The sequence below is a fragment of the Pseudoalteromonas sp. 0802 genome (assembly GCF_013350085.1).
Classification (GTDB): Bacteria; Pseudomonadota; Gammaproteobacteria; order Enterobacterales; family Alteromonadaceae; genus Pseudoalteromonas.
The window spans coordinates 243,760-263,213 of record NZ_JABVXE010000004.1; the positions used below are offsets into that span (position 1 = coordinate 243,760).

At 41.5% G+C, this 19,454-nt stretch carries 16 protein-coding genes, 1 tRNA gene and 2 pseudogenes; 12 read left to right on the forward strand and 7 right to left on the reverse strand.

Going from position 1 to position 19,454, the window contains the following annotated elements:
- Positions 1–80 precede the first annotated feature (80 nt).
- Entirely contained in the window at positions 81–728 is a 648-nt protein-coding gene (locus HUS61_RS10535; RefSeq protein WP_175082786.1) for a GNAT family N-acetyltransferase, read from the forward strand.
- Positions 729–1,438: 710 nt separating this feature from the next.
- Here HUS61_RS10535 and HUS61_RS10540 read toward each other — a convergent pair.
- The gene (locus HUS61_RS10540) at positions 1,439–1,738 is read right to left on the reverse strand and encodes a DUF3301 domain-containing protein (RefSeq protein WP_054553721.1); all 300 of its coding nucleotides are present in this window, start codon (positions 1,736–1,738) and stop codon (positions 1,439–1,441) included.
- Positions 1,739–2,767, reverse strand: a complete 1,029-nt coding sequence (locus HUS61_RS10545) for a DUF3549 family protein (RefSeq protein ID WP_175082785.1) — start codon at positions 2,765–2,767, stop codon at positions 1,739–1,741.
- Between the two features lie 106 nt (positions 2,768–2,873).
- Between HUS61_RS10545 and HUS61_RS10550 the strand changes: the two genes are divergently transcribed.
- The 10 genes from HUS61_RS10550 (at position 2,874) to HUS61_RS10595 (ending at position 12,868) form a co-directional block, all read left to right on the forward strand.
- Entirely contained in the window at positions 2,874–3,188 is a 315-nt protein-coding gene (locus HUS61_RS10550; RefSeq protein ID WP_130150670.1) for a YqcC family protein, read from the forward strand.
- A gap of 1 nt (position 3,189) precedes the next feature.
- Positions 3,190–3,963, forward strand: coding sequence for a tRNA pseudouridine(65) synthase TruC (gene truC / locus HUS61_RS10555; RefSeq protein WP_063527466.1), 774 nt, complete (start codon positions 3,190–3,192; stop codon positions 3,961–3,963).
- Positions 3,950–4,396, forward strand: coding sequence for a flavodoxin (locus HUS61_RS10560; RefSeq protein ID WP_054563623.1), 447 nt, complete (start codon positions 3,950–3,952; stop codon positions 4,394–4,396). The genes truC and HUS61_RS10560 overlap by 14 nt, the downstream gene beginning before the upstream one ends.
- 128 nt (positions 4,397–4,524) lie before the next feature.
- Positions 4,525–5,256 (forward strand): RNA methyltransferase, encoded by a 732-nt coding sequence (locus tag HUS61_RS10565; RefSeq protein WP_175082784.1) that lies wholly within the window; start codon positions 4,525–4,527, stop codon positions 5,254–5,256.
- A gap of 60 nt (positions 5,257–5,316) precedes the next feature.
- Complete coding sequence (locus tag HUS61_RS10570; protein ID WP_175082783.1) at positions 5,317–8,718, forward strand: chromosome segregation SMC family protein; 3,402 nt, start codon at positions 5,317–5,319, stop codon at positions 8,716–8,718.
- A 33-nt stretch (positions 8,719–8,751) separates the two neighbouring features.
- Positions 8,752–9,480, forward strand: a complete 729-nt coding sequence (gene zipA, locus HUS61_RS10575) for a cell division protein ZipA (protein ID WP_175082782.1) — start codon at positions 8,752–8,754, stop codon at positions 9,478–9,480.
- A gap of 82 nt (positions 9,481–9,562) precedes the next feature.
- Positions 9,563–11,584, forward strand: coding sequence for an NAD-dependent DNA ligase LigA (gene ligA, locus HUS61_RS10580; protein ID WP_175082781.1), 2,022 nt, complete (start codon positions 9,563–9,565; stop codon positions 11,582–11,584).
- Entirely contained in the window at positions 11,577–11,921 is a 345-nt protein-coding gene (locus HUS61_RS10585) for a DUF3392 family protein (RefSeq protein ID WP_175082780.1), read from the forward strand. The genes ligA and HUS61_RS10585 overlap by 8 nt, the downstream gene beginning before the upstream one ends.
- Entirely contained in the window at positions 11,918–12,406 is a 489-nt protein-coding gene (locus HUS61_RS10590; protein ID WP_054553711.1) for a DUF2919 domain-containing protein, read from the forward strand. The genes HUS61_RS10585 and HUS61_RS10590 overlap by 4 nt, the downstream gene beginning before the upstream one ends.
- 9 nt (positions 12,407–12,415) lie before the next feature.
- Positions 12,416–12,868 carry a hypothetical protein gene (locus HUS61_RS10595; protein ID WP_175080962.1) on the forward strand — a complete coding sequence of 151 codons (453 nt, stop codon included), beginning with the start codon at positions 12,416–12,418 and terminating at the stop codon, positions 12,866–12,868.
- 61 nt (positions 12,869–12,929) lie between these two features.
- Here HUS61_RS10595 and HUS61_RS21890 read toward each other — a convergent pair.
- A pseudogene (locus tag HUS61_RS21890) lies at positions 12,930–13,010 on the reverse strand (hypothetical protein); the annotation flags it as partial.
- Between the two features lie 19 nt (positions 13,011–13,029).
- Here HUS61_RS21890 and msrB point away from each other — a divergent pair.
- Positions 13,030–13,392, forward strand: a pseudogene (msrB, locus tag HUS61_RS10600) (peptide-methionine (R)-S-oxide reductase MsrB); the annotation flags it as partial.
- A 29-nt stretch (positions 13,393–13,421) separates the two neighbouring features.
- On the opposite strand, the gene HUS61_RS10605 reads toward msrB, so the two are convergent.
- The 4 genes from HUS61_RS10605 to HUS61_RS10620 form a co-directional block, all read right to left on the reverse strand.
- Positions 13,422–15,371 (reverse strand): ATP-binding protein, encoded by a 1,950-nt coding sequence (locus HUS61_RS10605; RefSeq protein WP_175082779.1) that lies wholly within the window; start codon positions 15,369–15,371, stop codon positions 13,422–13,424.
- A 113-nt stretch (positions 15,372–15,484) separates the two neighbouring features.
- Positions 15,485–16,744 carry an ABC transporter substrate-binding protein gene (locus HUS61_RS10610; RefSeq protein ID WP_175082778.1) on the reverse strand — a complete coding sequence of 420 codons (1,260 nt, stop codon included), beginning with the start codon at positions 16,742–16,744 and terminating at the stop codon, positions 15,485–15,487.
- A gap of 6 nt (positions 16,745–16,750) precedes the next feature.
- Positions 16,751–18,385 (reverse strand): response regulator, encoded by a 1,635-nt coding sequence (locus tag HUS61_RS10615; protein ID WP_175082777.1) that lies wholly within the window; start codon positions 18,383–18,385, stop codon positions 16,751–16,753.
- 815 nt (positions 18,386–19,200) lie between these two features.
- Positions 19,201–19,276 (reverse strand) — tRNA-Val (locus HUS61_RS10620).
- Between the last annotated feature and the right edge of the window lie 178 nt (positions 19,277–19,454).

Below are 19,454 nucleotides of genomic sequence, written 5' to 3' on the forward strand. Positions count from 1 at the left end.
ACTTACGCTGAATTTGTCTTTAATCGCTGTTAGGTATATACCTTATAGTCTAGTACGAAAATAATAAAACAAATAAAAGGATGAGTATTTTGACAGTTGCTGAACCCGAAACCTTAAGTGTGCAATACCTGAGTGCTGAAGATATTAGCACTGCCGCAAGCCTTATTTATCAAGCCTATCATGATGATCCCGTTCTTCAGAATGTATTAGGTTTTCAACAAGATAACCCAAGTAAATATGAAACTAAATTACGTGCTTTAGTACGTGAAGAGCTAGCAAGTTTCTGGCAAGAAAAGCAGCCTCTAATAGGTCTTTACTCACAAAGCAGATTAAAGGCCATTGCCTGTGTATTCGATTCGGCAAGTGAACTGCAAGCTGAACGATACTGGCATTGGCGCTTAAAACTGATGCTTAGTGCGGGTTACTTGCAAACCAATCAGCTTATAGAAAAAGAGCGCACTATTCGCGAAGCGCTTTCGAGTAAAGGTCATTATCTGTTTTTAGCCTTTATAGCCGTTGACCCACATTTTCAGGGGCAAGGTTTAGGCAGATATCTGCTACGAGGGCTTGATGATTTAGTTGAGTCAAGCAATCAAGCAAGTGCTTTAGCCGTATTTGTTACTCGCTCTGAACAGCGTGAATTCTTTAGCTCTGAAGGGTTTGAAGTGTTCAAGGCCTTGAGCTTTAACCAAGTTGAAGGTGACTTGATGTTCAAAGCAGCAAATTGACAAAAGGACGTTTTGGAAATAGCAATGTGAGATAAATCTCACATTGCTGTGCGTTTTATCAGTTTAATGCCTTTAAATTTGTACCCATAATTGCTTATTGTAATGATTTTAAAGGATTTATTTTTTTTGTCATTTTTGTGACTTAGAAAAAATTACTTTTTATGCCTACCAAGATATCCGCATTTCTCTAAACTTAATCATGTCAAGAAGACGCAGGTTCAACGATTGAACTGATGCCAAGGATTAGGATTATGGCAACAAAGCAAGATGCTTAGCAGGAAGCAAAGGGACAAGAGCTAGGGAAGCAAGGAAGAACGAGGACACTGCCAGGATGCAGTACAATCGCGGAGCGATTGAAAAGGACTGACCAAAGGATGATTTTAGCAGGAAGCTAAAGGAGCGTTTGGAAAACGAAGTGGATAGCCATTGACGGCAAGAGGACGGCACTAGGATGTGTTAAATGTTACATGAAGTAGCATGGTGGGTGTATCGGATGTATACCCGTTCAGGGGAAAGATAAAAAGGCAGCTTCGGCATAAGTAAGGATACTTAATCATGGAAGTAGCAAGATTGGGGCGTGGCTATTAGCTACGCCTTAGTTCTTTCTGGAGGTTGCACTTCTCAAACAGGCAATTATTTTGTAAAACTCGCAACTCGCAACTCGCAACTCGCAACTCGCAACTCGCAACTCGCAACTCGCAACTCGCAACTTAAATCTTATGTGGCGGTATTACTACGCTTTTAAGTAATTCATTTTCCATAATCAAAACGCCTTGGTACACGTTTTGTCCATCACTTGAAAACTCAAAAATAAATTCGCTTTTTATACCTGGTTTACCGCTTTTTAAAATGCCAAGTCGGCGCTTATTGCAAGCAACACTCATCAATTGCACATTTAATTGCTCAATTTGTCTTTGTGCATGAAGATTAGCTGCTTCGGCCACTTTTCTGTTTAACCAAAAAAAGTAGATGATGCTGCCAATGATGATGAGTGTCCACAAGCCTGCCATTTACGAAAATAACCTTCCAATTGCTCGAGCGAGTGTTTCGCTACGATTTTCTTTTCTTAATAAACCTAGTAGGTGAGGGCGAATACTAGGAATTGCAACTAAATCGGTGAAAATACTCACAAACAGTTGTTCAATTTCAGTGTGGTGTGCACAGCAATCCATAAACATGTGTAAGCGTTCTGGGTCTTCAAGTGTGCTAAAACAGCGCCCTGCAATCGTTAATAGTACATCTGACTGGGTATTCATATCAGAGCGTAATACAGCATCAACAAGTTGCGCAGTTAAACCTTGTGCTGGTGTTTTTGATAGGCTTCTAAGAGCTGCAACAAGGGCGATGTCGTCTTTATTTTCTATGGCGTTTAAACCATAGGCTAACAATTGCTCTGCAAACACGGGTTCGATTGCAACATGTTCAAGCATTGCACTTAGCGGCTGTAATACTTCGACTGGTAATTGCCCCCAAGCGGCTTGTAGATTTGCTAAATTGTTGTCGTTATCTAAACGCATTGCAAAGTCTGCAATACCTTGTACTGCAACACTTTGCCAATTATCAAATCCTAGTTTGCCTGAAAAATACAGCTGCGCATATTCGTAATACTGTGAAGCACTTTGTTTAAGCAAACATTTAACCTGTGCATTAAATGCCGCTAATTTGTTGGCGTTTGGCGTAAATACATACGGATTGTTGTCTAATTTGCCTTCGGCATTTTCACCGGTAATTTCTGTACCAAGTGCTTCAATTACCATATTTGCGAAATGATCGCGGCTTGCGCTTACAAGACGGCTTTGCTCATCTAGGGGGAATTTTAAAAACCATACATAAGGTTCTTTAGACGCTTTTACATCCCAAAATTGAATAGCAAGCCAAGCATGACCAGCAAGCGGGTAAGGGTAAGGGATTTTTGTTTCTTCAATGGCAAGAAATTGTTTTTTGTCTAATTTAGTGATGTGTCTGCCAATATCGAAGGCACGCCAAGTGGTGCCTGCTGCATCCAGAAGTTGACCTAATGTGGCGATCTGCTCAGTCATAAAATCTCAATTACCATTATTAATCTATATCAGCCGCGAATTATACGCCATACCATGGCGCCTTGGAACAGGGTATACTAAGCACAAAGGTATTAAGAGTTTTACAATGCATCAACAGACTTTGGCGCTGCTGCGCGAATTAGAATCCACATTACAACGCCATTCACTTTGGCAAACAACACCGATTGACCCAAGTGCACTCAATTCTAGTGTACCGTTTTGTCATGACACCATGGCTTTTGAGCAATGGCTGCAATTTGTTTTTCTTGAAAAAATGCATGCCTTAATCACACACGCTCAGCCTTTACCCCGTAATTTTGCAATTGCGCCTATGGCTGAAATGATGCTGGCACAACACAGCGGCGGTAATGATGTGATTAACGTTTTACAAAAACTCGATCAACTTTTGAGTGATGACTAAGATGCAAGAGAGTGTTAAGCCACAATTTGACGAGTTAACGATTCTGTACCGCGATGAAAATTACATTGCGATTGATAAGCCATCCGGTTTATTGGTTCACCGTTCGTTTTTAGACAAACACGAAACCCAATTTGCGATGCAAATGCTGCGTGACCAAATTGGTCAACACGTGTTTCCTGTACATCGTTTAGATAGACCAACCTCAGGCGTATTACTGTTTGCGTTAAGTTCAGAAGCAGCCCGTGATATGAATCAGTTATTTATTGATGGGCAAATTGAAAAGCGTTATTTAGCTTTAGTAAGAGGCTTTTTAAACGAATCAATCTTCTTAGATAAACCTTTAAAAGAAGAGCTTGATAAAATCGCTGACAAGTTTGCTGATCAAAATAAAGCACCGCAAGAAGCACAAACGCAATTTCATTGCCTGCACCAAGCAAGCTTGCCTATTCCAATTGGTAAATACCCAACAGTTCGTTACTCGCTGGTGGAGTGTTTTCCAAAAACTGGCCGCAAACATCAAATTCGTCGTCATTTAAAACATTTATCATTGCCAATTATTGGTGATGTAAATCATGGTGATAACCAGCATAATCAATTTTTTAGAGAGCATTTTCAGCTTCGTCGTTTAATGTTATTTGCCTCTGAATTAAAGTTTGTGCACCCTTATAGCAAGCAACCAATAACAATTAGAGCGCCTTTAGGCGATGCAATGTTAACGATTTGCCAGCAACTTGGCTGGCCAACAGAAGAAAAGGATTATTATGGCAACCATTAGTATTTTTGTCGGCAGTGTTTACGGCGGTGCTGAGCGTTTAAGTGAACAAGTTATTGAAGTTATTGAAAAATCTGAGCATCAAGCGCAATTAGTTGAAAATGGCACGGTCGATGACATGCTGGCTGCGTCACATATTTTAGTGATCACTTCAACGACGGGTCAGGGCGATATTCCTGACAATTTAATCGCTTTATATAGCCAATTAAATGATCAATTTCCTATGTTAACAGGCAAGCAATACGGCATTATTGCTATGGGCGACCGCAGCTATGGCGATACGTTTTGTGGTGCAGGTCGCAGCTTTGATGAGCTATTTCGCGATTTACAGGCAAAACCTGTTGGTCATCGTTTAGAAATTGATGCCTGTGAAGATTTTGAACCTTGGCCTGTAACTGAGCCATGGTTAAATGAATGGCTGACAAAAATTAGTTAATACCTCTTATCAGCCAGCGTCTCTTAAAAGTGCTGATTGAATAAGCAATTGGCACTTCCCCCTTGGTTTTTCGAGTACAGAATCTGTGACCTTGGTGATATACTAATGAATCATTTTATGAGGCTGTTATGATTTCCAAAAACCAACTGAAACTAATTCGTGCATTAGGTCAAAAGAAATACCGTAAGCAATATAACCAGTACCTTGTTCAAGGCGAAAAAAATGTACTTGAATTACTAAACAGTGGGCTAAGTATTGCTCATATATTTGCGACTCCTGCATTTATTTCTGCGCACCAATCAGCGCTTGCAGCCCATCAAGTCATTGAAGCAGATGAAGACAGCCTAACTAAAGCCAGTACGCTTGTTAGTAACAACGCAGCCATTGCTGTTGTTGATATGCCAAGTCAGCAAGCATTACCAACATCGGGACTTATTTTAGCCCTTGATGGCGTGTCGGATCCGGGGAATTTAGGAACGATTATTCGTGTTGCTGATTGGTATGGTATTAAGCATATTGTTACCAGCACAGATAGTGCGGATGCTTATAACCCGAAAACCATTAGCGCAACCATGGGTTCATTTGCTCGCGTGTGTGTCTCACAAACTGACTTAACTAATTACTTACCAAGCTTAAATCTTCCTGTGTATGGTGCATTTTTAGAAGGTGAGAACATCCACAAAACTGCTCTTAAACAAGATGCCGTATTACTAATGGGCAGTGAATCTCATGGTATACGTACTGATTGCGAAAGCTTAGTTACTGATAAAATCACTATTCCGGCTTATGGCCAAGCAGAATCGCTTAATGTAGCGATGGCAACGGGTATTATTTTAGATAATTTTAAGCGCCACGCTTAACCTTTTACCCTAAAATGGGTTAAATTGAAGAATAACAATAAAAATCGGTAAAACAATTAGATGCGCTTAAGCACCATAAAATTAGCGGGTTTCAAATCGTTTGTTGAACCCACTAAGATCCCATTTCCTGATCAGATGACGTGTGTTGTCGGCCCGAACGGCTGTGGCAAATCAAATGTCATCGATGCAGTGCGTTGGGTGCTCGGTGAAAGCTCAGCTAAAAACTTACGTGGCGATGCCATGACCGATGTTATTTTTAACGGCTCAACTAATCGAAAACCTATTTCACAAGCCTCTGTTGAGTTGGTGTTTGATAACACCAGTGGCCATCTTCCGAATACCTTTGCTGATCGAAACCAAGTGGCGATTAAGCGCTTAGTGACCCGAGATGGCCAGTCAATTTATTTTCTAAATGGCAGTAAATGCCGTAAGCGTGATATTACCGATATCTTTTTAGGCACAGGTCTTGGCCCGCGCAGCTATGCGATTATTGAGCAGGGCATGATCTCGCGTTTAATTGAGAGCAAACCTGCTGATTTACGTGTTTTTTTAGAAGAAGCCGCGGGGGTTTCAAAATACAAAGAGCGTCGTCGTGAAACGCAAACCCGTATTAAAAGCACCCGCGAAAACCTTGAGCGATTACTTGATGTAAGGCAGGAGTTGCAAACACAGCTAGATAAACTTGCAGTGCAATCAGTCGATGCAAAAAAATACCGAGAGCTAAAAGCCACTGAGCGCACCTTAAAAGGGCAAATTGCGGTTTTAAAGTGGCAGAAGTTACACCAACAACAAATCGATAAAGCTGAGCAAATTAATAAACTTAAAGAGCAAATTCAGTTCTTTAGAGAAGCGCACTCTGGCCACGATGACGTTTTAGCAAGCCTTGAAAATCAGGTGCAGCTTGAGCAGCAAAAACTGCAAGACGCACAGCAGGCTCAGCATCAAACTCATACTGATTTAACCCGCAAAGAGCAGCAACAGATCAGCTTAAAGCAGCAACAGCAAACACTTAGCCAAAACCTTATCAAACAGCAACAACTGCAGTTACAAAATAAAGAGCTGCAAGAAGAGCAACACGCCTCAGCCGCCATTTTACAAGAGCAGCTACAAGAAGCGATTGAGCAAAGTTTACTGTGCGCTGAGCAAGTTGCAGAGGTTGAAGAACAAGTCGCACAGCAACAGCAACAAACGCAAAGCGCCAATGAGCAATATCAAAGCACCTTACAGAAAAGCCAAGCTCATAGCAGTGATATTAATGTAGCAAAGAGTCAACAGGCTCACTTTGCCCAGACTGTTGCGCAACTTGAATCTCAGCAGGCACAACTTGCCGCTGAAATTACTGAGCTCGAAGCGACCCCAGTTGCAGCGCAAATTGCAGAACAACAACAGCAAATTCAAGCTCTGACGAAAGAGCTTGCGCAGCAACAAAGTGCGCTGAATAAGCTCACTCAAAATCTAGAGCAAGCGGATAAAGAGCAACAGCACTTAGAGCAGGACTTAAAGCGGGTTCAGCAGCACAGTAATGAAAACAGAGCCAGCATAGCTGCGCTTAACTCTTTGTTATCAGAGCAAACCGACAGCGACAGTGTCTCTCTATTGGCGCAGTTAAAGGTGGCTTCTGGCTTTGAGCCGCTAATTGAACAAGCCCTACTTGGCCTTGAGCATCTAAAGGTCAGTCAACATAAAGAGCCTAACAGTGTTTGGCCTGTAACTAATAATGCTGAGTTACCAAAAGAGTCATTAGCTAATTATATCGAATCGGGTGCTTACCCTGATTTATTAGCACGGTTTGCATTTCAACCTTGTTTTGATGACGCTATTTTGGCGGATCCATATTGGCTGGCTGTGATTGATGAAGAGGGCTGTATGCATGGTCGTAACTTTCATACCGATGCCAATAAAGATGCCGACAGTTCTTTGCTTTTAAAGCATGCTCAGCTAAGTGATGCTCAGCAGTTAGATGAAGAACTCAACGAGCAATTAGAAACTAAGCAGCAATTGCTAAATGAGCATCTAGCTCACAAGAAAACACTTATCGCCGACAAAGAGCAATACAGAGAACGAATTCACCAAGCAGCTCAGCAGATTGCATCTGCCAGCACTCGACGCGATATGCTATTAGAGCAGCAAACCCAGTGGCAAAACCAGCTTATTAAGTTGCAACAGCGTCAAACCTTACTGGCTGAGCAAAAGCAAAATGCTGACGAACAGCAACAAACTCAGCAGTGTTTACTAGAACAACTGCTAGAGCAGCAATTAGAACTTGAAACTGAGTTAGAGCAAGCAAAACACCAACAAACTGAGGCAAATAACCGCTATCGCCAAGTGGCTTCTATGCTTGAGCAATATAAAACGCAAGCACATCAAGCAAATTTGGCTGAACAAAAAGCTCGCAGTGAATGTCAACTTAGCGAAACCAAACTACAGCATGCAAATGCCGCACAAAGTGCTGCCAGTGAAGCTGTATTAGAGCTCAACGAGCAACTAGAAGAATTAGTGATCCCGCTTGAAGAAGTAGCAGAGCAAATTATGCTATTGCTTGAAAAGCATCAACAAAGTGACGTTGAGCTGAAAAACTTGCAAGCGGCCTTGAGTCAAGCTAAAAAGGAGCTTGCTGATAAGCAAACAGCGTTGAAATCATCGCAATCTGAGTTGGTGACGTTACAAGAGCAGTTGCAAGCATTAGCGCTGGATGAGCAAAGTTTAATCGTGAAGGCGCAAGCTGCGTTAGAGCCACTTGAAGAACTGGAACAAAATTTAAAAACAGTACTTGAAGAACTGCCTGACAATGCCAATTTAAATAGCATGCAAACGAGGCTTACAAAAACCACGCAAGCATTAAATGAACTTGGCGCGGTGAACTTAGCGGCAATAGATGAGTTTGAGCAGGCTAAACAGCGCAGCGATTATTTAAATCAGCAGCTTGATGACTTAACACAAGCATTAAATACCCTTGAAGGGGCGATTCAAAAAATCGACCGAGAAACAAAAAATCGTTTCAAGGCGACCTTTGAACAAGTAAATACAGACTTTGGGGAGTTATTCCCAAAAGTGTTTGGTGGCGGTAGTGCTTACCTTGAATTGACCAGTGATGATCTACTTGAAAGTGGGGTGAGCATCATGGCAAGGCCACCAGGCAAGAAAAATTCGACAATTCACCTGCTTAGTGGTGGAGAAAAAGCGCTGACCGCATTATCATTGGTGTTTTCAATATTCAGGCTCAATCCAGCTCCATTCTGTATGCTAGATGAAGTGGATGCGCCATTGGATGATGCGAACGTGGGTCGTTTTTGCCGTTTGGTAGAAGAGATGTCACAATCAGTACAATTTATTTATATCAGTCATAACAAGATTGCTATGGAAATGGCAGGCAGATTGACCGGTGTAACTATGGCGGAACCAGGTGTATCACGTATGGTCGCTGTAGATATAGAACAAGCTGTGCAAATGGCACATGCATAAAATTTAGGCATATCAAATAATAAAGGTGAGGGGATGGCCGAAGAATTAAGATGGGCTTTAATCGTAATCAGTGTATTTGTCATTGGTGGTTTATTAATTCACGGCTTATGGTCGGTGCGTAAAAAGGACAGCCCAGATACGCCTTCAGTTGAACGGGTTGAACCGAACGAAACAACCAGCGAGGTTCAAGAGCCTGCAACTGCAAAACCGCAAGAACGTGATGAGCCAGAGTTTGGTGATTTAAGCTTTTCAGCAGAAAGTCACGACGAGCCGTCTGTTTCAGAACAGGTTGTTGAAGAGCCTGAAGCTGAGCAACAAGAAGTTGAAAAAGAGCCAGCAGACGCACAAGCTCCAACCGATTTCATTATTGTGCATTTACAAATGCCAGAAGGTTTAACAATGGATGGCAGCCAATTATTGCCAGCTGTTAATATGTTAGGCTTTAAGTATTCTGAAGAGGGTTTCTTTAATCGTCACTTAGACCCAGCAGGCACAGGTCCGGTGTTATTCCGTTTAGTGAATATGTACAACCCAGGCACGTTCGATATTGATAATATGGAACAGTTTAGTACGGCAGGTGTTAGCTTATTTATGACCTTACCATGTGATGGCGACGGTCTAAGTGCATTCAACATGTTGCACAGTGCAGCTAAAAAGCTAGCTGATGAATTTGGTGCAACGATTTTAGATAGCAACCGTGAAGAAATGACGGTTGAAAGCGTTCGTGAGTATGTTGAGAAAGTTCGCAGCTTTTCAGCTTAAACGTTCGTATAAATGATAAGTGTTAGGCCACTTGGCGTTAAGTCGTCTAAGTGGCTTTTTTATGTAGATTTTTGAGGTTTTCATGTCCAGCCCTATCTTTGAGCAAATTAGCCAACTTCGTGCCCAGTTAGAAGAGCATAACCATAATTACTATGTGCTGGATGCACCAAGCATTCCTGATGCTGAATATGACCGTTTAATGCGCGAATTAAGCGCCCTTGAGCAAGCTAATCCTGAGTTTCAAAGCCCAGACTCTCCGACTCAAAAAGTCGGTGGCGCTGCACTTGATAAGTTTGAGCAAGTCACTCACCAAGTGCCAATGCTGTCACTTGATAATGCCTTTTCAGAAGAAGAGTTTGCCGCCTTTAACCGCCGTATCAAAGAGCGTTTAATGGATAACAATGAGCTGACTTTTTGTTGTGAGCCTAAGCTTGATGGTTTAGCGGTATCAATTATTTATCGTGATGGTGTTTTGGTCCAAGCTGCTACCCGTGGCGATGGTATGGTAGGTGAAAACATCACTCAAAACGTGAAAACAATTCGTAATGTGCCGCTTAAGTTACGTGGCGATGACTTCCCAGCAGAGCTTGAAGTGCGCGGTGAAGTATTTATGGACAGCGCTGGTTTTGCCAAACTAAACAGTGAAGCCGAAAAACGTGGCGACAAAGTCTTTGTTAACCCACGTAATGCTGCTGCCGGTAGCTTACGACAGCTTGACTCTAAAGTAACAGCAAAACGTCCACTGATGTTTTATGCCTACAGCACTGGGCTTGTTGCCGATGGGCAGTTACCAGAAGATCATTACCAACAGCTTGCTAAACTTACCGATTGGGGTTTACCACTTTGCCCAGAAACAAAGCTCGTTGAAGGTCAGCAAGCTGCACTTGATTACTACCAAGATATCTTGACGCGTCGAAGTAGCCTAGCCTACGAAATTGACGGTGTGGTTATTAAAGTAAACGACAAAAAACGACAAGAGCGTTTAGGCTTTGTAGCACGAGCACCACGCTGGGCAATTGCTTTTAAATTCCCGGCACAAGAAGAAATCACCCAATTACTTGATGTTGAGTTTCAGGTAGGGCGCACAGGCGCAATTACCCCTGTAGCACGATTAGAGCCGGTATTTGTAGGTGGCGTAACGGTATCTAATGCAACGCTTCATAATGGCGATGAAATTGCTCGTTTAGGCGTTAAAATTGGCGATACCGTGATTATTCGCCGTGCAGGTGATGTTATTCCACAAATTACCCAAGTTGTCCTTGAACGTCGCCCTGACGATGCTAAAGACATTGAATTTCCTGCTACTTGCCCAATTTGTGACTCACATGTGGAGCGCATTGAAGGTGAAGCGGTTGCCCGTTGTACCGGTGGTTTAGTGTGCCAAGCGCAGCGTAAGCAAGCAATTAAACATTTTGCGTCACGTAAAGCACTTGATGTTGATGGCTTGGGCGACAAAATTGTAGATCAACTCGTTGATCGTGAACTGATCAAAACGCCTGCTGATTTATTTATTCTTAAACAAGGCCATTTTGAATCACTAGAGCGAATGGGTCCAAAGTCTGCTAAGAACTTAGTTAATGCGCTGCAAGATGCTAAGCAAACAACCTTAGCTAAATTCTTATATTCGTTAGGTATTCGCGAAGTGGGTGAAGCAACCGCGCAAAACTTAGCAAACCACTTTTTAACGCTAGAAAAAATTACTCAAGCAAGCGTTGATGCGTTAACTGAAGTAAGTGACGTGGGTGAAATCGTTGCCAAGCATGTACGTGGCTTCTTTAGCGAAGAGCATAATATGGCGGTTGTAAATGCATTGGTTGAGCAAGGTATTCACTGGCCAGAATTAACAGCGCCGAGCGCCGATGCGCAGCCATTAGCTGGCTTAACTTACGTACTGACCGGCACATTGAGTGAGCTTAATCGTAATGATGCAAAAGCACGTTTACAAGCGTTAGGTGCAAAAGTGTCGGGTAGTGTATCGGCGAAAACAGATGCGCTTATTGCGGGTGAAAAGGCGGGCTCAAAATTAACCAAAGCACAAGACTTAGGCATTGATGTGTTAACTGAGGCTGACCTTATTGCGCTTTTAAGTGAGCACAATGGATAGTCTATTGCAGGCATTGTCGTCAGTTGCTTTAACAATCGGCAGCTGGCTGCAACCACACCTTTACAATATTTCATTACTACTGGTGGTGTGTTTTTTATCCTTGTACGCAAACGACATTATTAAAGTGACCAAGCGCTTTGTCGCGCGTCGTCACTTTATTATTCGCGTGCTTTGCTTTGTGTTGGTCACAGGGTTTGGTATGGGCCTACTTGTGGTGTTTGTAACTCCATTTTTAAGTAAGTTGCTACTGCTACTCGGTGTTAAATGGCTGGCGCTTACACTTACAGCTGCGTTTTTGGTACTTGGCATCATTGCCGATAAGAAGAACCAAATATGAATCGCTACGGTCCAGAATACTGGGATAAACACGGCGCTTATCGAACCCCAGTAGCGTTTCATTTAACTTTGTTAGTGTTGTTACGCAGTTACTTTATATGGATTATGGCGGCGCTGAGTCGTCGCCCTGATTTAGATATCATGTCGCTGTTTTTTAAGTCGAAAAGCGATTTCTTTACAGCCATTGCCATTGCGGCAATCGCCTTATTACCGGCGGTGATCTTTTGTTTACGCCGACCTCAAGAAAATGCTGAAAGTGCCAAACGTCTCGCGTCTATTTGGCGATTTATGCGCTGGCCATTAATTTTGTGTGCAATCACAGATTTAAGTTGGTTAACCTATCAGGCTGCGCACAGTCATTATCAGTTTTCGTTTTTCTTAGCGTGCCAAATGGTGCTGGTGTTATGGGTACTGTTATATTTATTAAAAAGCAGATATCTGTCGGTCTTTTTTAATGATTGGCCAGATCCAATTGAAAAGAAATAGGGCTGCAATATGTTGGCAATTAATAAGCTTTTAGCAAAAATTTCACTCACTATCGCGCTGGTATTAATTGTTTTATGGGTATTTACGCCACTTTGGCACAGTGCTGCATTTTCGTTGTTTGTGATGTTATGGGGCTTTATTACTTTATCAAGCCTTTATCGAGTAACTCCGTTATTTGTAGCGCGTAACCCCATTACTGATTTACTAAAGCGTGATGTGAATCAGCTAGCGTTGATAAGTCTGGCTGGTTTATTCGATTTTAAACGCAAAGCTGAGTTTGTTTTAATTGGCCAAATTAAGCAAATTGAAATCGGCGAAGGGATAATCCATGTAACTGATGTCAATGACCAGCTGATAACAGCCGTATTAAGTGTTAACAGCAGCCAAATAAATAGTCATTTAGCACAGCTACTTTCTGAGCGTGAACGTGCACAAATAGATATCAGGTTACAAACACAGTAATTACTAGACACACGTTGCTTGCCCTTAGTAGTGCTTGTAATGTACTGTGCAATTGTTGTATTCAACCCTGAGGGAGCATTATGTTAACTTGGCAAGATATTTTAGAGTTTGCCCATAACGGTAACCCAACACCTTCACGTCGAGTCGAAAAATCGCCATCTGAATGGCAAGCTGAGCTCGAACAAGATACATTCTATGTAACCCGTTTAAAAGGCACCGAACGTCCGCACAGCTCTGATTCATGTACGATATTTGAACCAGGTCAATATGCGTGCGTATGTTGTGACAACTTACTTTTTGATGGCGATGAAAAGTTCGATAGTGGCACAGGCTGGCCGTCATTTACTCAGCCTAGCAGTGTTGAAAGCATTGCCTATATCGCGGACTCTAGCCATGGTATGCAGCGCATTGAAGCCGTATGTAATGTTTGCGATGCACATTTAGGACATGTATTTCCTGATGGTCCACCGCCAAGTGGCTTACGCTATTGCATGAATGCTATAGCGATGAAAAAACGCAACTAATGCGTGTTTAGTCTCTATCTAATTATTACCTAATCTAAGTATTGAGCAATGATGAAAATAAGGTGCTCACGGTGAATTGGCTTACTAATTATATAGTCTGTCAAAATACTGGATTGCGCCTTATCATCTTTTAATACCGATGCTGTAACCGCAATGATTGGAATATGCTTGAAGCGATCATCACTGCGAATTAACTGACTTGCCTCTAACCCGCCCATTACCGGCATTTTTAAATCCATGATGATTAAATCAGGCTGATGCTGCTCAATTTTTTTAAGGGCATCTTCACCATTGATAGCCGTGTCTACGGTAAAGCTCCAGCGCGATAAAAAGGACTCTAAATAGTCACGGTTGTAGGGAATATCATCAACAATCAAAATTCGAGCAGGATTAAAGTGGTAGCTCGAAATAGCGGGGTAGTTACGATGTTTCACTTCATTTTTAGATTCAGCTAATTCAACATTTGGTAACGACACGATAAACTCACTGCCTTTATCTTTATCGCTGATCACCGATAATTCACCACCCATTAGCTTGATAAAACGCAGTGAAATCGCAAGACCTAAACCCGTACCACCAAACTCCGAACTACGTTGGCCTTGTACTTGTTCAAAATCATTAAAAATAAGATCTTGTTGATCTTTAGGAATACCTTTACCTGTGTCTGTGACATGAATTTTGATATCAATATTGCTGTTGTCATCGTGAGCTTTAAAATCGAAATACACTTTAACACTGCCTTGTGCAGTGAACTTAATGGCATTACTGATTAAGTTGGTTAGTACTTGGCGAACTTTATTGCTATCAAGTAACACAGGGGTTGTTAATTCAGGATGAGAGCTTATTTGTAAGTCGAGATCCTTTTGCGCACTGAGTTGTAAAAACATCATATTAAGCTCATGGCACATTTTAGGAATTTCTACACGCTCAATATCGAGTTGCATTTTACCAGCATCGATTTTTGATAAATCGAGAATGTCATTCAATACATTAAGCAGTGAATTACCAGAGATTGATATTGCTTCTAAATAACGACGCTTATTTTTATCTGTTTCGCTATCTTGTAGTAATTGGCTAAAACCTAGCACTGCATTGAGCGGAGTTCTTAACTCATGCGACATATTAGCTAAAAAGCGACTTTTAGCCTGATTTGATTGCTCAGCTTGCTCTTTAGCATCAAGGTACTCTTGAGTGCGCTTTGCAACTGTGTCTTCAAGCAAACTATGTTGTTCATGCATGCTGTTTATCTGCTGTCTAACCGCAGCGCGCATCATTTTAAAGCCACTGGCGAGAGTACCTATTTCATCTTGGCTCTTTATATTAATAGGGCAGTTTAAATCACCCGTGGTCACGGCATGAGAAAACTCCACGAGCTGATCAATGGGCTGCAAGATAATACGGCGAATAATGATATAGGCGATGATAAGTGCGGTTAACAGGTAAATAGCAAACAGCGAAACCGCATTGCTAATAATCGATTTGGTCTTTAACGCTAAGTCTTTATCTGAAAAACTCACCATAACGTAACCGATATTTTCGCCCTGAAAGTTGCTAATTGGCACAGCAACAACATATTGCTGCTCCATAGCTACAATGACATTATGCTTAGGATTGAGCTGTTTTAGCAGCTCTTGGTTAGTTTCTAGGGTATCTACTTTACTGTTATCCGGGTGGGCGGCGATAAAATTATTTTGGTCGATAAAGTAAATCGTTTTTAAATCATCAAAAGTATTATTTTTTAAAATGTTCTTTAGGGTAAGACCCTGAATTTTAAGCACCCAACTCCCCACGGTATTATCTTTTGTGAGGCTATTTATTTCTGACAACATGGGCGAGACAATCGCATCAGCTTTTTCACTCATGTTCAAAAGTGTTTGCTCTTTAAGCTCCATTACATGCAACGACGTACTTGCCCCTAAAATAAGGGTAATGGTAAAGCCAATGATCATTAAAATTTTGTGGGCAATACTTACTCTCATTGCTCAATATTGCTCCGTACTTTTAATGCCTGCATATTAGCGTTGATTTTTGCGTCTGTGCTTTTGATTGATTGTTTTATATCTGCACCATAGAAAATTTGGCTAAAGGTTTGCTAAATAATTTCGCCTATAACCGGAAACTCGACCATGCCAGCCTGAAGGCGATCAGGCGTTGCATGCTCAAACACCCATAACATGGCTTTGTTAAAGCCAGGTTTGTTTACGAGAGTAAACAGCTTCTCGTGCCACACTTTTTGCCTAGGCGGTGAGCCGCCTGTACTAAGTAGTGCAGCGGTCTGCTCACTGGTTGCCCATTGAATAAATAACCATGCAGCATCTTTGTTAGTTGATTTGCTATTAATTGCAAATGCCCATGCCCAAGGAGATGTTTCTCTGGCGATTGGACCCGCAGGCAAGGGGGCAGCTTCCCATTTATTCCAAATATCTGACTCTTCGGCGGTATCTATTTCATTATAAAAATGAGAAGCCAAAAAGGCCGAGGCAAGGCGGCCTTCTTTAAACAGGCGACGAATTTCATAAAAATGCAGTAAGCGGCTGTTATCTGGATTGCCGAACCCTGTTACTAGGTCGCGATACACTTGTAGGCTTTGTGCCGTTTCAGGGCTATTAAAAACTGACTGGCCCTGCGCGTCGATAACTTCAGCGCCATAAGCACGCATAACAGGTAATACAGTCCAAGTGTTTAATCCTGCACCGGGCAATGTCCGTGAGGCAAATGCATGCATACCATTTAAAGAAGGGGTGCGGTCGATTTCCCGTTGTAACTTAACCTTGGTTGCTTGTAGTTGCTCGTAGGTATCGGGAACTGCTAAGTTAAAACGTTCGAAAAGATCTTTGCGATAAAAATAAATCGGCGCAGAAAAATCAAATGGTAACGAATATAGCGTGTTATCAATTTTACAAAGCGCTAGGCTACGCTCACTAATGTCTTCTAACTGATACCAAGTTTTGTCTGTCAGTTTTGGGTTATCAATGTAAGGCTGCAAGGGCTCAATCCAGCCTTGGCTTTGCGCTTCACCTAAAAAGGTAATCCCCATCGGCAGTACATCGTAAAGCCCTGAAGCCTCGCTTAAATCTTGATGGCGACGAACACGCATTTGTGATTGTTCTAAAGCATGAAAGCCAACAGAAATCCCTGTTAGCTGCTCAAATAAAGGAATGTAGGGTTTTAACGCCATAAATGCAGGCTGCTCATCAGCCAAAATATTGATATGGCTACCTGCTTTACTTTGCCAATTGATACTGGCTTGTTGCCAATGTTGTAATGTTGCTGAGGCAAAGCTGTATTGGCAAAATATTAAAAGCGCAACGCTTAGGAGGGGCTTTTTAAATTTAAACAAAGAAGATGCCATACGCAATTACTCAGCAAGCTTAATTTTTAACTTTGCAGCCAGGGCTTTAATTTTTTCAAAGCGGATTGCTTGTTCATCTTCTAATGTTTGTGCATCGAGCAAGGCAAAACATTTTTTCGCGAGCGCTAAATTAAATGATTGGCCTTGGTTATTTGTATCGAATAAACATTGCAGAAGGTTTAAAGCGATGCTGGCATTTTTAGGCATGATCCTAAATGCTTGGGTGAAGGCTTCAAGTGCGGTATTGAGCTGACCTTTATTAAATTGTGTTACAGCGTGATTATTGAGCTCTTTCGGACCGAGCTTGATATCTCGTCGTTCAGTTTGTTGTTGTTGAATATAACGTAAATACACCGGATCGCTAACTGATGGGTGGCGTTCACAGTGAGTTATTATTTGGTTAAATAGCATCTGTGCTTTGTGGTGAAAACCAAGCTCATGAAATGCTTTCGCTTTATCGAGCGCACCATCTACTGAACGAATTTGAGTGTCACTTTCATCAAGTTGATTGATAAGTGCTTTAGCCTTTTGATGTTCATCTTTTAAATAATGCAAACGCGCATTGAGAACATCAATTTGTGTTTGATTATTACTATTCGGGAACTGCTTTTTTAAATCACTTAAGTACTGGTTTGTCTGTCTCGAAATGCGATTAACTTGATCGGTTTGATCCGTCGTTAAAGCAAAATCAATCCCTGCGCGCGCTGCATTTAAATATATATCAGGGTTATCGTGAATTGAGTGTTTTGCGTAACTGGCAATGTCTTTTTGCGTTAAATAATTCTTTTCATAATCATGATTAAGCAGTGATACATGACTTAAGGTTTTCTGGCGGTCAATGTTACGCGGGGCAATTTCAACAGCTTTACTAAAAAAATCCTGTGCCTCATCAAACTTATTGAGTTTGATTTCTAATCGACCCAGTAAATCAAGCGCAACTAGTCTCGTTTCACTGCGCTGCAACATCGTCTTAAGCATGCGGTGTGCTAGGGTATGTTCATTATTAGCAATAAGCGCTTCGACTAAACCAACTTTTGCCCAAGTAAATTTTTGAATATCGAGCACTGATTTAAAAAATGTTTTGGCATCTTCAAAGCGCTTAAGGCGAAGTAGGGCGTCGCCTTTTAATCTCAATAGAATGGCGCTGTAACTATTACCTTTGTTTTGCAGCAAGGTATCAATTTGTTTAATTGCTTTGGAGTCATTCCCATCATCAATAAGTTGATAAATTTGATGTAGGTTACTTTTGCGCAATAACACTTTTTCAATACGATTTTTTAATTCGTTAATTGTAAAGGGTTTAACTAAGAAATCATCTGGTTGTAGCTCGAGCACACTGTGGACTAACGAGCCGCTTGTTTCAGCTGAAATAAAAATAAAGCCGGTAGAGTTTTTTATAAGACGCTTCATTTTCAGCTCTTCATAAAGCTGATAACCATCTTGATGTTTACTAAGGTTAAAGGAACAAACGATGAGATCAAATTGCTCAATTTGACATTGTTCTTTTGCTGCAATTGCATGCTCAGCAAAACGCAACTGACGAAACCCCAATCCCTCTAAGGACTGTTTCATATAGCTTTGAGCAAGTGGCTGCTCTTCAACTATTAAAATTTTGGCTTTCGAAAAAATCTTTGCAGGCATTGGACTTGCGACTAAGTGACATTAACGATGACTATAATAAACAGTCTAGCTGCTGACAAGGCAAATTACAGCTTTTGCAATGATTTAAAGTTTAGCTTTGGGTTATATCAATAAAGGGAGTAGTGAGTGATAGGTTTTAGAAGTTAGATAGTAGAAGTTAGATAGTAGAAGCGGTTGTTATATGTGGTGGGTCGTACTGGACCTGAATCATCGAGCCTATGTTTTGTAAAGGGTGGCGATGCTTTTGAAAACTAGAGATAAAATAAGGAGGTTTTATATGTGGTGGGTCGTACTGGACCTGAATCATCGAGCCTGTGTTTTGTAAAGAGTGGCGATGCTTTTGAAAACTAGAGATAAAACAAGGAAGCTTTAAAGAAAGTATTTAATGAAGTGTTTATATGTGGTGGGTCGTACTGAACTTGAATCATCGAGCCTGTGTTTTGTAAAGAGTGGCGATGCTTTTGAAAACTAGAAAGATAAGGAAGCTTTAAAGAAAGTATTTATATGTGGTGGGTCGTACTGGACTTGAACCATCGAGCCTGTGTTTTGTAAAGAGTGGCGATGCTTTTGAAAACTAGAAAGATAAGGAAGCTTTAAAGAAAGTATTTATATGTGGTGGGTCGTACTGGACTTGAACCATCGAGCCTGTGTTTTGTAAAGAGTGGCGATGCTTTTGAAAACTAGAAAGATAAGGAAGCTTTAAAGAAAGTATTTATATGTGGTGGGTCGTACTGGACTTGAATCATCGAGCCTGTGTTTTGTAAAGAGAGGCGATGCTTTTGAAAACTAGATATAAAATAAGGAGGTTTTATATGTGGTGGGTCGTACTGGACTTGAACCAGTGACCCTCGCCTTGTAAGGGCGATGCTCTCCCAACTGAGCTAACGACCCACATATAAATTTTGTTTTAGATTAAATGGTTGGTTTTACTGAACTTAACCACCGAGCCTTTTCGTTGTAAAGAGTTGCGATGCTCTTTGCTTCAAAAAGTAAATGGTGGGTCGTACTGGACTTGAACCAGTGACCCTCGCCTTGTAAGGGCGATGCTCTCCCAACTGAGCTAACGACC

What these genes read in the sequence shown, in the direction of transcription:
- HUS61_RS10545 (WP_175082785.1), bottom strand. Translation starts at nt 2,767, where the DNA reads ATGACTGAGCAGATCGCCACATTAGGTCAACTTCTGGATGCAGCAGGC.
- HUS61_RS10585 (WP_175082780.1), top strand. Translation starts at nt 11,577, where the DNA reads ATGGATAGTCTATTGCAGGCATTGTCGTCAGTTGCTTTAACAATCGGC.
- HUS61_RS10570 (WP_175082783.1), top strand. Translation starts at nt 5,317, where the DNA reads ATGCGCTTAAGCACCATAAAATTAGCGGGTTTCAAATCGTTTGTTGAA.
- zipA (WP_175082782.1), top strand. Translation starts at nt 8,752, where the DNA reads ATGGCCGAAGAATTAAGATGGGCTTTAATCGTAATCAGTGTATTTGTC.
- HUS61_RS10595 (WP_175080962.1), top strand. Translation starts at nt 12,416, where the DNA reads ATGTTGGCAATTAATAAGCTTTTAGCAAAAATTTCACTCACTATCGCG.
- HUS61_RS10590 (WP_054553711.1), top strand. Translation starts at nt 11,918, where the DNA reads ATGAATCGCTACGGTCCAGAATACTGGGATAAACACGGCGCTTATCGA.
- HUS61_RS10535 (WP_175082786.1), top strand. Translation starts at nt 81, where the DNA reads ATGAGTATTTTGACAGTTGCTGAACCCGAAACCTTAAGTGTGCAATAC.
- HUS61_RS10550 (WP_130150670.1), top strand. Translation starts at nt 2,874, where the DNA reads ATGCATCAACAGACTTTGGCGCTGCTGCGCGAATTAGAATCCACATTA.
- HUS61_RS10610 (WP_175082778.1), bottom strand. Translation starts at nt 16,744, where the DNA reads ATGGCATCTTCTTTGTTTAAATTTAAAAAGCCCCTCCTAAGCGTTGCG.
- HUS61_RS10560 (WP_054563623.1), top strand. Translation starts at nt 3,950, where the DNA reads ATGGCAACCATTAGTATTTTTGTCGGCAGTGTTTACGGCGGTGCTGAG.
- ligA (WP_175082781.1), top strand. Translation starts at nt 9,563, where the DNA reads ATGTCCAGCCCTATCTTTGAGCAAATTAGCCAACTTCGTGCCCAGTTA.
- HUS61_RS10615 (WP_175082777.1), bottom strand. Translation starts at nt 18,385, where the DNA reads ATGCCTGCAAAGATTTTTTCGAAAGCCAAAATTTTAATAGTTGAAGAG.
- HUS61_RS10540 (WP_054553721.1), bottom strand. Translation starts at nt 1,738, where the DNA reads ATGGCAGGCTTGTGGACACTCATCATCATTGGCAGCATCATCTACTTT.
- HUS61_RS10565 (WP_175082784.1), top strand. Translation starts at nt 4,525, where the DNA reads ATGATTTCCAAAAACCAACTGAAACTAATTCGTGCATTAGGTCAAAAG.
- truC (WP_063527466.1), top strand. Translation starts at nt 3,190, where the DNA reads ATGCAAGAGAGTGTTAAGCCACAATTTGACGAGTTAACGATTCTGTAC.
- HUS61_RS10605 (WP_175082779.1), bottom strand. Translation starts at nt 15,371, where the DNA reads ATGAGAGTAAGTATTGCCCACAAAATTTTAATGATCATTGGCTTTACC.